We start from the raw sequence: 13,049 nt of genomic DNA, 5'->3' as shown, positions 1-13,049 counted from the left end.
GCCCGGCCCTTGCACGCGCGTTCCGCCAAGGGCATATCGGATCCGACGGACAATCACGCAGGGGACTGGGGCCGATGACCACCTTCGACGACCGCGAAAACGCCTTCGAGAACAAGTATGCCCATGATCAGGAGATGCAGTTCCGCGCCGAGGCGCGCCGCAACAAGCTTCTGGGCCTGTGGGCGGCCGAGCTCATGGGCAAGACCGGCGCGGATGCCGACGCCTATGCCCGCGAGGTGGTGAAATCGGATTTCGAGGAGGCCGGGCACGAGGATGTCGTGCGCAAGGTCTCGGGCGATCTGGGCGACAAGGCCACGGATCAGGAGATCCGCACCAAGATGGAGCAGCTTCTCAAGGTCGCCAAGTCGCAGCTTCTCGACGAGTGATCCGATCCCGCGCGCCGGCGCGGGCGGATCACGCAGTGGTCCTGCGGCACGGGGCGGACCCGGGCCGGGGAGAGCTGCGGCATAGTGCGCCAGCCGCGCGATACCGAACCGCGCAGCGCCCCGGCCGGCACCGGCGCGCCTCCCGCGGGCCGACGGCGCCCGCTGATACGGGTGCTCTTTCCTCCGGGCCGGGCGCGGGTTATGTGGGGCCCGACACGCACGCCCGACCCAACCCGGAGGATACCATGGCCGACGCCCTGTCCAAGCTTCTCGAAACGCGCGACTGGCTGATGGCCGACGGGGCCACGGGGACCAACCTGTTCAACATGGGCCTGTCGTCCGGCGACGCGCCCGAACTGTGGAACGTGGACCAGCCCGAGAAGATCCGGACGCTCTATTCCTATGCGGTGAACGCGGGCAGCGACATCTTTTTGACCAACACGTTCGGCGGCAATGCCTCGCGGCTGAAACTGCACGACGCGCAGGATCGCGTGCGCGAGTTGAACCGCATCGGCGCCGAGCTGGGCCGCGAGGTCGCCGATGCCTCGGGGCGGACGGTGGTCGTCGCAGGATCGGTCGGACCGACCGGGGATATCATGGCGCCCATGGGGTCGCTGACCCATGAGCTTGCCGTCGAGATGTTCCACGAACAGGCCGAGGGGCTGAAGGAAGGCGGGGCCGATATTCTCTGGCTCGAGACGATCTCCGCGCCCGAGGAATACAAGGCCGCGGCCGAGGCCTTCGCCATGGCCGGGATGCCCTGGTGCGGGACCATGTCCTTCGACACCGCGGGCCGGACCATGATGGGGGTCACCTCCGAGGCGATGGTCTCGATGGTCGAGAAACTGCCCAACCCGCCGCTTGCCTATGGCGCGAATTGCGGCGTCGGCGCGGCGGATCTGCTGCGCACCGTCCTGGGCTTTGCCGCGCAGGGCGTGGAACGGCCGATCATCGCCAAGGGCAATGCGGGGATCCCGAAATACGAGGACGGGCATATCCACTATGACGGCACCCCCGAACTGATGGCGGATTATGCCGTGATGGCGCGCGACTGCGGCGCGACGGTGATCGGCGGCTGCTGCGGCACGATGCCCGAACATCTGGGCAAGATGCGCGAGGCGCTCGAGACGCGGCCGCGCGGGCCGCGCCCGACGCTCGACACCATCGCGGCGACGCTGGGCGGGTTCTCCTCGGCGACGGACGGCACCGGCGACGATGCGGATGCGCCCAAGCGGAGCCGCGGCGGGCGCCGCCGCCGGGGCTGACGCCGCGCAGGCGCCCCTGTTCCGAAAGGGTCCGGCAGACCGTCCCGTCGCGCCCCGGAGCGACGGGCGGCAGGTGAACGGATGCCCATGCGATGACGGCCCCTGCCCGCCCGGCGGTCGTTCCGCCGCCGCGTGACGTGGCCGCAAGCTCCGTTCGCGGAGACTTTTCTTTTCGTTTCAACCCGCATAGCATCCGCGCAGGACAAGGTTCCAAACAGGGAGATCAACATGAAAAAGCTTCTTCTGGCCGGCGCGGCGCTGGCGGCGATGACCGCGGCGGCGCAGGCCGAAAGCCATATGGACGAGGTAAAGCTGGGGGTGATCCTCGGCTTCACGGGTCCGATTGAATCGCTGACGCCGTCCATGGCGGCGGGCGCCGAACTCGCCATGAGCGAAGTGACCGAGAGCGGACAGCTGCTGGGCGGTGCCAAGGTCACGCCCGTTCGCGCGGATTCGACCTGTGTCGACGCCGGCGCCGCGACTGCCGCGGCCGAACGTCTGATCACCTCCGAGGGGGTCAAGGGCATCATGGGCGCCGACTGTTCCGGCGTGACCGGCGCGGTCCTGAGCAACGTGGCCGTGCCGAACGGCATGGTGATGATCTCGCCCTCGGCCACCTCGCCGGGCCTGTCCGAGACCGAGGACAACGGGCTGTTCTTCCGCACCGCGCCTTCGGACGCGCGGCAGGGCGTGGTGATGACCGAGATCCTGATGGATCAGGACGTCGATTCCGTGGCCGTGACCTACACCAACAACGATTACGGCAAGGGCCTTGCCGATACGTTCCAGCAGGCCTTCGAAGAGGCCGGCGGCGAGGTCACGATCTCCGCCGCACATGAGGACGGCAAGGCGGACTACTCCGCAGAAGTGGGCGCCCTCGCCTCTGCCGGCGGTGATCTGCTGGTGATCATCGGCTATGTCGACCAGGGCGGCTCGGGCATCATGCGCGCGGCTCTGGACAGCGGCGCCTTCTACCGGTTCGACCTGTCCGACGGCATGGTCGGTGCCGCGCTGGAAGAGAATTTCGGCGACGAGATCGACGGCTCGATCGCGCAGATCGCGGGCACCGACAGCCCCGGCGCGGACCGCTTCGCAGAAGTCGTGGGCGACGCCTTCGACGTCTCGGGCCCCTACACCGGCGAAAGCTATGACGCCGCCGCGCTGATCATGCTGGCCATGCAGGCCGCCGGATCGGTCGAGCCGGGCGACTACAAGAGCAAGGTCGAAGAGGTCGCCAACGCCCCGGGCGAGAAGATCTATCCGGGCGAACTGGGCAAGGCGCTCGAACTGCTCGCCGCCGGGACCGACATCGACTATGTCGGCGCCACGGATGTCGAACTGATCGGACCGGGCGAGGCGTCCGGCTCGTACCGCGAGATCACGTTCGAAAACGGCAAGATGACCACGGTCGGCTACCGGTAAGACCGGGCTTGCAAACGGAGGTGGCCCGGGGCAGATCCGGGCCGCTTTCACATATGGCCAGAGGCGCAACGGCCCGGCCTTCGGGGGACATGCATGATCGTCGTCGACGACATCCACAAGCATTTCGGCGGCTTTCATGCCGTGGACGGGGCCAGCCTGACGATCCGCGAGGGATCGATCACCGGGCTGATCGGCCCCAACGGCGCAGGGAAGACCACGCTTTTCAACGTGATAGCGGGCCTTCTTAAACCGACGTCGGGCAAAGTTACCATGGCGGGTGAAGACATCACCGGCCTGCCGCCGCATGCGCTTTTCGGCAAGGGTCTTCTGCGGACCTTCCAGATCGCGCACGAATTCCATTCGATGACGGTGCGCGAGAACCTGATGATGGTGCCGGGCGACCAGACCGGAGAGGTCCTGTGGAACGCCTGGTTCCGGCGCGGCCAGATCGCGCGGGAAGAGGTGGAATTACGCCGTAAGGCCGACGAGGTGCTCGAGTTCCTGACGATCTCGCACCTGGCGGACGAGAAGGCCGCGAACCTTTCGGGCGGACAGAAGAAGCTGCTGGAGCTGGGCCGGACGATGATGGTCGATGCGCGGATCGTCTTTCTCGACGAGGTCGGCGCGGGGGTCAACAGGACGCTGCTGATGACCATTGCCGACGCGATCCTGCGGCTCAACAAGGAACGCGGGTATACCTTCGTGGTGATCGAGCACGACATGGATTTTATCGGCAAGCTCTGTGATCCGGTGATCTGCATGGCCGAGGGCAAGGTTCTGGCCGAGGGAACGCTGGACGAGATCAAGGCCAACGACCAGGTGATCGAGGCCTATCTCGGCACCGGGCTCAAGAACAAGGAAGCGGCCCTGTGAGCGCCCAGCCCTTTCTGATCGGCGAGGCGATGACCGGCGGATACGGTCGCGGCCCCGACATCCTGCACGACTGCACCATCGCGGTGAACCCCGGCGAGATCGCCGTGATCGTCGGGCCGAACGGCGCCGGCAAGAGCACGGCCATGAAAGCGCTTTTCGGCATGCTGGAGGTGCGGTCCGGGCGTGTGCTGCTGGATGGCGACGACATCACCGCGCTCAGCCCGCAGGACCGGGTTCGGCGGGGCATGGGCTTTGTGCCGCAGGTCAACAACATCTTCCCGTCGATGACGGTCGAGGAAAACCTCGAAATGGGCGGCTTCATCCGCGACGACGACCTTTCCGACACGATGTCAAACATTTACGACCTGTTCCCGATCCTCAAGGAGAAGCGGTATCAGGCGGCGGGCGAGCTTTCCGGCGGGCAGCGCCAGCAGGTGGCCGTGGGGCGGGCGCTGATGACCAAGCCCAAGGTGCTGATGCTGGACGAACCCACGGCCGGGGTCAGCCCGATCGTGATGGACGAGCTGTTCGACCGCATCATCGAGATCGCGCGGACGGGCCTTCCCGTTCTCATGGTCGAACAGAATGCGCGGCAGGCCCTCGGGATCGCTGACAGGGCCTTTGTCCTGGTGCAGGGCCGGAACGCGCATACCGGGACCGGCCAGGCACTGCTGGCGGACCCGGAGGTCCGGCAGAGTTTCCTCGGGGGATAAATCCATGCGACACATGCTTTTCGCAGCCTTTCTGCTGGCCCCGGCGCCGCTCGTCGCCGAGGGCGCCCGGCTGGACCTGGTCTGCCAGACCAAGACCATCTGCTCGCATGACGGACGCTGCGCGGAACGGACCGCGCCGCGGCTGTTCAGCCTCGAGCCGCAGGATATCGACGCCGACGGCCTGGGCGCCTACACCGTAAGCCACGATGCGGGCGTGGAAACCGAGGCACAGGGGCTGACCCGCCTCGGTCCCTTCCTGTGGCTGAACGACGACGGGTTGCGCATGACGCTGACGCTGACCACCGAACATACCGCCGTGCTGGTCCGGCAGGTTCCGAACGATCAGAGACCTTCGGCCGAGATCGACATTCTCGAATGCGAGGTGACGTTTTGAAGTGGCTTGCGCTTGCCGCGATGCTGGTGCCGGGGTCTGCCCTTGCCGCGGATTATTCCTGCAATTTCAGAACCGAATGCTATGAATCCGAACCCTGTGGCGAAAGCGGCTTCACCGTCGAGCTGCGCGGCGGAGAGGACAGGATGGTGACGGATTTCGGCACCTACCCGATCCTGGCCCTGCGCGACGAGCCACCGCTCGTGACGGCCTTCGTCCATGCGGACAGCGCGGTCTACCTGCTGACCGTGAACGATGCCGCGGCCCGGTTCACCGCGCATCTGAACGACGGCCCGCAGAGCATCACCTATCTGGGCCGCTGCGAGAGGGTCGGATGATGGACATGCTCAACGCGCTCGTCGCCCTGGCGAACTTCGTGATCGTGCCGGCGCTGGCCTATGGCTCGCAGCTGGCGCTCGGCGCGCTCGGCGTGACGATGATCTACGGCATCCTGCGCTTCTCGAACTTCGCCCATGGCGACACGATGGCCTTCGGCACGATGGCCGTCATCCTGTTCACCTGGCTCTTCCAGTCCTGGGGGATCAGCTTCGGCCCCCTGCCGACCGCCCTGCTCGCCCTGCCCTTCGGCATCGTGATCTGCATGGCGCTGGTGCTGCTGACCGACCGCTACGTCTATGCCTTCTACCGCGCGCAGAAGGTCAAGCCGGTGGTGCTGGTGATCGTCTCGATGGGCGTGATGTTCGTCACCAACGGGCTTGTAAGGCTGATCATCGGGCCGGATGACCAGCGGTTCTCGGACGGAGAGCGCTTCCTGATCTCGGCGCGGGATTTCAAGGAGATGACGGGACTGGACGAAGGGCTAGCGATCAAGACCGGGCAAGCCTTGACCCTCGTGGTCGCGATCATCGCGGTGGCGCTGCTGTTCTGGTTTCTCAACCGCACCCGCACGGGCAAGTCGATGCGCGCCTATTCCGACAACGAGGATCTGGCGCTCTTGTCGGGGATCAATCCCGAAAAGGTCGTGATGGTCACCTGGCTGATCGTGGCGACGCTGGCGACCCTGGCGGGAACGCTCTACGGGCTCGACAAGTCGTTCAAGCCGTTCACCTATTTCCAGCTTCTCCTGCCGTTCTTCGCCGCCGCCATCGTCGGCGGGCTGGGACATCCGCTGGGCGCGATCGTCGGCGGGTTCGTCATCGCCTTTTCCGAGGTCACGATCACCTATGCCTGGAAGAAGGTGCTGACTTACAGTGTACCCGAAAGCTGGGCGCCCGACGGGCTCGTCCAGCTGCTGTCGACCGACTACAAGTTCGCGGTGTCCTTCGTGATCCTGCTCGTCGTCCTGCTGTTCCGCCCGACCGGCCTGTTCAAGGGGAAATCGGTATGACCCTGAGAGACGCCTCGCTCTTTGCGCTCGTCGCCGTTCTGCTCGTGGTAACGGGCATGGTGCAGAGCTGGAACCTCGCCCTGCAAGTCCTGAACATGGGGCTGATTTCCGCGATCATGGCGCTCGGCGTGAACCTGCAATGGGGCTTCGCCGGGCTCTTCAACGTCGGTGTCATGGGGTTCGTCGCGCTCGGCGGGCTGGCGGTGGCTCTGACGGCGATGCCGCCGGTGGCCGAAGCCTGGCAGGCGGGCGGCACGGGGATCGTGGCGGCCATGATCACCGCGCTCGTGACGATTGCTGCGGCCGTGCAGGTCTGGCGCCGGCGGCTGCCGCGCCGGGGCTGGCTCGTGGCGGCGATCCTGGTGGCGGGTTTCATGCTCTATCGGTACTTCTTCGACCCGGCCCGCGACGCGATCGAGGATGTGAACCCGGCCCTGCAGGGCAATCTCGGCGGGCTCGGCCTGCCCGTGCTGATGGCCTGGCCCCTGGGCGGGGTGCTGGCGGCCGGGGCGGCCTGGCTGATCGGCAAGACGGCGCTCGGCCTGCGGTCCGACTACCTCGCCATCGCGACGCTCGGCATCGCCGAGATCATCCTGGCCGTGATGAAGAACGAGGACTGGCTGGCGCGCGGGGTCAAGAACGTGATCGGCATCCCCTCGCCCCTGCCGTCGGCCATCGAACTTCAGGAAAGCGCGGGGTTCGCGGCGCAGTTCGCCGATCCCGTGACGGCCTCGACCGTAACGGTCAAGCTGGGGTATGCGCTGCTCTTCGCGGCGGTGCTGATCGTGCTGCTGATCCTGATGCAACTGGCGCTGCGCTCGCCCTGGGGCCGGATGGTTCGCGCCATCCGCGACAACGAGGTGGCGGCCGAGGCCATGGGCAAGGACGTCACCCGCCGGCACCTGCAGATCTTCGTGCTGGGCTCGGCCATCTGCGGGCTGGCGGGGGCGATGATGACCACGCTGGACGGGCAGCTCGTGCCCAGCACCTACCAGCCGCTGCGCTTCACCTTCCTCATCTGGGTGATGGTGATCGTCGGCGGATCGGGCAACAACTTCGGCGCGGTGCTGGGGGGCATGCTGATCTGGTTCCTCTGGGTCCAGGTCGAGCCCGTCGGCCAGTGGCTGGTGGGCCTGCTGACCTCGGGCCTGCCGGAGGGCGCCTTCCGCGATCACCTGCTGAACAGCGCGGCCTACATGCGCCTATTCACCATGGGCGTGCTCATGCTGGTGGTGCTGCGCTTCTCGCCGCGCGGCCTGATCCCGGAGCGCTGAGCATGGCCCTGCCCCGTACCGCGACGACCTTTGCCCCGCCGGTGATGGAGGCGCGGCGCTGGCTGGCCGAAGCCCGGCTGAGCGACGACATGCCGCTCATCAACGTGAGCCAGGCGGCCCCGGTGGATCCGCCGCCGCTGGCCATGCGGCAGGAGATCGCTCGGATCGCGCTGGAGGAACCGCAGGCGCATCTCTACGGGCCGGTGCTGGGGCTGACCGACCTCCGGGACGAGGTCGCGGCGCAATGGCTTACGGCGTATGGCGGCACGATCTCCAGCGGTCAGGTCGCCATCACCTCGGGCTGCAACGAAGCCTTCTGCGCCGTGATCGCGAGCCTGCTGGCCGAGGGGGACGAGGTGCTGATCCCCGTGCCGTGGTACTTCAACCACAAGATGGCGCTGGACATGACCGGCGCGCGGGCGGTGCCGCTGGCCACCGGCTGCGACCTGCTGCCGGATGTGGAGCGCGCCGCCGCGCTGATCACCGACCGGACCCGCGCCATCGCGCTGGTCAGCCCGAACAATCCGGCCGGCGTGGAATATCCGCCCGCCCTGATCGGCGCCTTCTTCGATCTCTGCCAGGCACGTGGCATCGCCCTGATCCTCGACGAGACCTATCGCGATTTCCATTCCTCGGACGCGGCGCCGCACGACCTGTTCACCCGGGCGGGCTGGGACGAGACGCTGATCCATCTCTACAGCTTTTCCAAGGCCTACAGGCTGACCGGCCACCGCGTCGGCGCCATGATCGCCGGGCCTGTCCGTCTGGCGGAGGCCGAGAAGTACCTCGATACCGTCACCATCTGCCCGGCCCAGATCGGGCAGTTCGCGGCGCTCTGGGGAATGCGCAACCTCTCCCACTGGCTGGCGGGCGAACGGGCCGAGATCCTCGACCGGGGGCGCGCCATCCGCGAAGGCTTTGACCCGCTGGCCGAGCGGGGCTGGCGGCTGCGCGGCGCGGGGGCGTATTTCGCCTATCTCGATCATCCGTTCGACGCACGCTCGGACGTGATCGCGCGCCGGCTGGTGTCGGAGGCAGGCGTACTGATGCTGCCGGGCACCATGTTCACTCCCGAGGGCGATCCGGAGGGCCAGCGGCAGATGCGCGTGGCCTTTGCGAACCTCGATGCGGCGGGGATCACCACACTCATCGAGCGGCTGGCCGGTTTCGGCGGGTAACGCCTCGGTCAGCCCCTTGCCCCGCTCACGACGGCACTCTAGACAGGGTCGGACTTAGGCCCGCGGCACCGCGGCACAGGAGGACGGCAGTCATGGCGAAAAAGGGCGGAAGAACAGCGGTCTGGATCCTCATGGGTCTGTTGATCCTCGGCCTTGGCGGGTTCGGCGCGACAAGCTTTACCGGCACGGTGCGCAATGTCGGTTCGGTCGGCGACCAAGAGATCACCGTCCAGGAGTACGGCCGCACTCTGCAGTCGGAGCTGCGCGCGATGGAGGCCCAGACCGGCGAGGCGATATCGCTCGAACAGGCGCAGGCCATGGGGATCGACCGCCGCGTCCTCTCGCGGCTGCTGACCAATGCGGCCTTCGACCTCGAGGCCGACCGCGTCGGCCTGTCGATCGGGGACGAAACCCTGGTCCGGCTCGTTCGGGACATTCCCGCCTTTCGCGGCGTCGACGGACAGTTCAGCCGTGACGGCTATGAGTTCGCCATCGAACGCTCCGGCCTGACCGTGGGCGAATTCGAGGATGGCATCCGCAAGGAAACCGCCCGGGCGCTGCTGCAGGGCGCGGTCTTTTCCGGCCGGGCGCTGCCGGATGCCTATCTCGACACCGTCCTCAATTACTTCGCCGAACGCCGCCGGGTCACCTGGGCGCGGGTCGAATCCTCGCAACTGGACGGGGAAAGTTTCGAGCCGTCGGAAGAGGACCTCCGGGCGCTCTATGACGAGCTGATCGAGGATTTCACCCTGCCCGAGCGCAAGCGGATCACCTATGCTTGGCTGACGCCCGAGATGATCCTGGACCAGGTCGAGATCGACGAGGATCTGCTGCGCCAGGAATACGAGGCCCGTTCGGACCAGTACAACCGGCCGGAGCGCCGGCTTGTCGAGCGGCTGATCTATGCCGACCAGGGGCGCGCGGCCGAGGCGGCGGACCGGCTCGAGAACGGCGAGGCGGATTTCGAAACGCTGGTCGAGGAACGCGGCCTGACCCTGTCCGACATCGACATGGGCGACGTGTCGCGCGCCGATCTTGGGGCGGCCGGCGATCCAGTCTTCGCGGCCGAATCCGGCGAGATCGTGGGACCGGTCGAGACCGACCTCGGCCCGGCCTTCTTCCGGGTGAACGGAATCCTCTCGGCCGAGGAGACCACGTTCGAGGAGGCCCTGCCCGACCTGCGCCAGGAGCTTGCCTTCGACCGCGCCCGCCGCCGGGTCGCGAACGAGGCCGAGCCGGCCGAGGACATGCTGGCCGGCGGCGCGACGCTGGAAGAACTGGCCGCCGAAACCGACATGCGCCTGGGGTCGGTGGACTGGGCCGAGGGGCAGAGCGAGGGGATCGCCGCCTACGAGGGGTTCGACGCCGCCGCCGCCCGGCTGGACGAGACCGCCTATCCCGAGGTGATGCGCCTGACCGACGGCGGCATCTTCGCCATGCGCCTGGACGAGGTCCTGCCGCCCGAGCCGGCGCCCTTCGAGAACGTCCGCGAGCGGGTCCGCAATATCTGGGAAACCCGGCAGACCATGCAGCGCCTGCGCACCCAGGCCGGCGAACATATCGACCGGCTGCGGGAATCGGCCGACTTCGACAGCCTCGGCCTCGAGGTGCAGACCGAAGAGGCACTGACCCGGCAGGGATCGGTCATGGGAGCACCCGAGGCCTTCGTCGAGACGGTTTTCCAGATGGAAGAGGGCCAGATCGCCATGGTCGACGGCTTCGGCGCCGTGCTGATCGTGCGGCTAGACGAGGTGCTGCCGCCCAATCCGGAGGATCCCGACACGGCCGCGATGCGCAACAACCTGTCGCAGCAACTGCATTCCTCGGTCACGCAGGACGTCAACCGCCTCTTCACTCAGGACATCCGGTCGCGTGCCGGTGTCGAGCTGGATCAGGAGGCGATCAACGCGGTGCACGCGAACTTCCGATAGGCGCGATGCCGCTTGCCGGCCGCGACCGGTCGCGCCGCGTGCATCGCCCTGCCGGGGCCGGGGCCTAGGATCGATCCAGAACACACCGGAGATTCCATGTCCGACCAGCCGCTTGTGATCTTCACGCCCTCGGGCAAACGGGGCCGGGTCGCGCCCGGCACCACCGTCCTGGCCGCGGCACGGCAGCTGGGGGTCGATCTCGATTCGGTCTGCGGCGGGCGCGGCATCTGTTCCAAGTGCCAGGTGACGCCCTCGTTCGGGGAATTCGCCAAGCACGGCGTCACCGTCCGGGCCGATGCGCTGTCCGACTGGAACAAGGTCGAACAGCGCTACGACGACAAGCGCGGCCTGAAGGAAGGGCGCCGGCTGGGTTGCCAGGCCTGCATCCGGGACGACGTCTTGCTCGACGTGCCGCCGGAAAGCCAGGTGCACCGGCAGGTGATCCGCAAGAGCGCGGACGCCCGGCCCATGGTCATGGACCCGGCGACGCGGCTTTTCTTCGTCGAGGTGGCCGAGCCGGACATGCACGAGCCCTCGGGCGATTTCGAACGCCTGGCCGCGGCGCTCGCCGACCAGTGGCAGGTGACGGGGATCACCGCGGGCCCCACCCTGCTGGCCAAGCTCCAGACCGCCCTGCGCAAGGGCGACTGGCAGGTGACTGTCGCGGTCTACAGCGATCACACGGGCGCAGCGCCCCTGGTGCTGGACGTCTGGCCCGGCCTGCACGAAAGCGGGCTCTTCGGTCTCGCCATCGACGTCGGATCGACCACGATCGCGGCGCATCTGACCGATCTGGACACCGGCGAGGTCCGGGCGGCATCGGGGCTGATGAACCCGCAGATCCGCTTCGGCGAGGATCTGATGTCGCGGGTGTCCTACGTGATGATGAATCCGGGCGGCGAAAAGGAATTGACGGCGGCGGTCCGGGCGGCCCTGTCGGACCTGGCGACCGCCCTGGCCGAGGAGGCGGGCGTGGATCCTGCGCTCATCGTCGAGGCGACCATCGTCTGCAATCCGGTGATGCACCACCTCCTGCTCGGGATCGACCCGACCGAGCTGGGCCAGGCGCCCTTTGCCCTGGCGGTCAGCACCTCGCTGTCGCTCGCCGCCGCCGAGCTCGGGCTGACGGCCATCAACCCCCGCGCCCGGGCCTATGTGCTGCCCTGCATCGCCGGGCACGTGGGGGCGGATGCGGCCGCCGTGTCGCTTGCCACCGCGCCCGAGATGTCGGACGAGCTGATGCTGGTGATCGACGTCGGCACCAATGCCGAGATCCTGCTGGGCGACAGGACCCGGGTTCTCGCCTGTTCCTCGCCCACGGGTCCGGCCTTCGAGGGGGCGCAGATCTCCTCGGGGCAGCGCGCGGCGCCGGGTGCCATCGAACGGGTCGAGATCGACCCGGAGACGAAGACCCCGCGCTTCAAGATCATCGGCACCGATCTCTGGTCCGACGAAGAGGGCTTCGCGGCCGCCGCCGGACAGACCGGCGTCACCGGCATCTGCGGCTCGGGCATCATCGAGGCCGTGGCCGAGATGCGGATGGCCGGCCTTCTCGACCCGTCGGGACTGATCGGATCGGCCGCGCAGACCGGCACCCCGCGCTGCGAGGCCGAGGGCCGCACGCACAGCTATCTGATCCACGATGCCACCGCCGAGGGCGGTCCGCGCATCAGCGTCACCCAGGGCGACATCCGGGCGATCCAGCTGGCCAAGTCGGCGCTCTATGCGGGGGCGCGGCTCCTGATGGACGAGCGCGGGGTGGACCGGGTGGACCGGGTCGTCCTGGCCGGCGCCTTCGGCGCGCATATCTCGGCCAAGCACGCCATGGTGCTGGGCATGATCCCGGATGCGCCGCTCGACAAGGTGACCTCGGCCGGCAATGCCGCCGGCACCGGCGCCCGGATGGCGCTCTGTTCCGTGGCAGCCCGGCGCCAGATCGAAGAGGGCGTGCGGCGGATCACCAAGATCGAAACCGCCATCGCCCCCCGCTTTCAGGAGCATTTCGTGGCCGCCAACGCCATCCCCCACGCCACCGACGCCTTCCCCGAGCTCACGCAGGTCGTGACCCTGCCGGATGTCTCGTTCAACACCGGGGGTGGCGATGCCGGGGGCGGCCGGCGCCGCCGGCGGCGCTGAGGCGGGTCAAACCGGCCTTGACCGGCCACCGGCCATGGCCTAAGCACTGCTGCACTTCGCGGGTGTAGCTCAATGGTAGAGCAGGAGCTTCCCAAGCTTAAGACGAGGGTTCGATTCCCTTCACCCGCTCCA

At 67.7% G+C, this 13,049-nt stretch carries 12 protein-coding genes and 1 tRNA gene; all 13 read left to right on the top strand.

Annotated elements, in window-relative coordinates; translation table 11 throughout:
- The first annotated feature begins 74 nt into the window (after nucleotides 1–74).
- Complete coding sequence (locus tag OB2597_RS06610) at nucleotides 75–386, top strand: DUF1476 domain-containing protein (RefSeq protein ID WP_009804758.1); 312 nt, start codon at nucleotides 75–77, stop codon at nucleotides 384–386.
- A 245-nt stretch (nucleotides 387–631) separates the two neighbouring features.
- Nucleotides 632–1,651 carry a betaine--homocysteine S-methyltransferase gene (gene bmt / locus OB2597_RS06605; protein WP_009804757.1) on the top strand — a complete coding sequence of 340 codons (1,020 nt, stop codon included), beginning with the start codon at nucleotides 632–634 and terminating at the stop codon, nucleotides 1,649–1,651.
- Nucleotides 1,652–1,879: 228 nt separating this feature from the next.
- On the top strand, nucleotides 1,880–3,073 hold the full coding sequence (locus tag OB2597_RS06600; RefSeq protein ID WP_009804756.1) for an ABC transporter substrate-binding protein: 1,194 nt from the start codon (nucleotides 1,880–1,882) through the stop codon (nucleotides 3,071–3,073).
- A gap of 93 nt (nucleotides 3,074–3,166) precedes the next feature.
- Complete coding sequence (locus tag OB2597_RS06595; RefSeq protein WP_009804755.1) at nucleotides 3,167–3,946, top strand: ABC transporter ATP-binding protein; 780 nt, start codon at nucleotides 3,167–3,169, stop codon at nucleotides 3,944–3,946.
- 29 nt (nucleotides 3,947–3,975) lie between these two features.
- Complete coding sequence (locus OB2597_RS06590) at nucleotides 3,976–4,659, top strand: ABC transporter ATP-binding protein (RefSeq protein ID WP_040609556.1); 684 nt, start codon at nucleotides 3,976–3,978, stop codon at nucleotides 4,657–4,659.
- Between the two features lie 4 nt (nucleotides 4,660–4,663).
- Nucleotides 4,664–5,053, top strand: coding sequence for a hypothetical protein (locus OB2597_RS06585; RefSeq protein WP_009804753.1), 390 nt, complete (start codon nucleotides 4,664–4,666; stop codon nucleotides 5,051–5,053).
- Nucleotides 5,050–5,388 carry a hypothetical protein gene (locus OB2597_RS06580; protein WP_009804752.1) on the top strand — a complete coding sequence of 113 codons (339 nt, stop codon included), beginning with the start codon at nucleotides 5,050–5,052 and terminating at the stop codon, nucleotides 5,386–5,388. The genes OB2597_RS06585 and OB2597_RS06580 overlap by 4 nt, the downstream gene beginning before the upstream one ends.
- Entirely contained in the window at nucleotides 5,388–6,398 is a 1,011-nt protein-coding gene (locus OB2597_RS06575) for a branched-chain amino acid ABC transporter permease (protein ID WP_040609176.1), read from the top strand. Before OB2597_RS06580 ends, OB2597_RS06575 begins: the two co-directional genes overlap by 1 nt.
- A complete protein-coding gene (locus OB2597_RS06570) occupies nucleotides 6,395–7,672 on the top strand; it encodes a branched-chain amino acid ABC transporter permease (protein ID WP_009804750.1) in 1,278 nt (425 codons plus the stop codon). Before OB2597_RS06575 ends, OB2597_RS06570 begins: the two co-directional genes overlap by 4 nt.
- 2 nt (nucleotides 7,673–7,674) lie before the next feature.
- Nucleotides 7,675–8,850 (top strand): aminotransferase, encoded by a 1,176-nt coding sequence (locus OB2597_RS06565; protein ID WP_009804749.1) that lies wholly within the window; start codon nucleotides 7,675–7,677, stop codon nucleotides 8,848–8,850.
- 92 nt (nucleotides 8,851–8,942) lie between these two features.
- On the top strand, nucleotides 8,943–10,781 hold the full coding sequence (locus OB2597_RS06560; protein WP_009804748.1) for a peptidyl-prolyl cis-trans isomerase: 1,839 nt from the start codon (nucleotides 8,943–8,945) through the stop codon (nucleotides 10,779–10,781).
- Between the two features lie 96 nt (nucleotides 10,782–10,877).
- Nucleotides 10,878–12,917 carry an ASKHA domain-containing protein gene (locus OB2597_RS06555; RefSeq protein ID WP_009804747.1) on the top strand — a complete coding sequence of 680 codons (2,040 nt, stop codon included), beginning with the start codon at nucleotides 10,878–10,880 and terminating at the stop codon, nucleotides 12,915–12,917.
- Between the two features lie 58 nt (nucleotides 12,918–12,975).
- Nucleotides 12,976–13,049: transfer RNA gene (locus OB2597_RS06550), tRNA-Gly, on the top strand.

Origin of the sequence: Pseudooceanicola batsensis HTCC2597 (genome assembly GCF_000152725.1) — a bacterium.
GTDB classification, from domain to species: Bacteria; Pseudomonadota; Alphaproteobacteria; order Rhodobacterales; family Rhodobacteraceae; genus Pseudooceanicola; species Pseudooceanicola batsensis.
The sequence above is the reverse complement of the archived record's forward strand: the minus strand, read 5'-3'. Positions and strand labels throughout refer to the sequence as shown.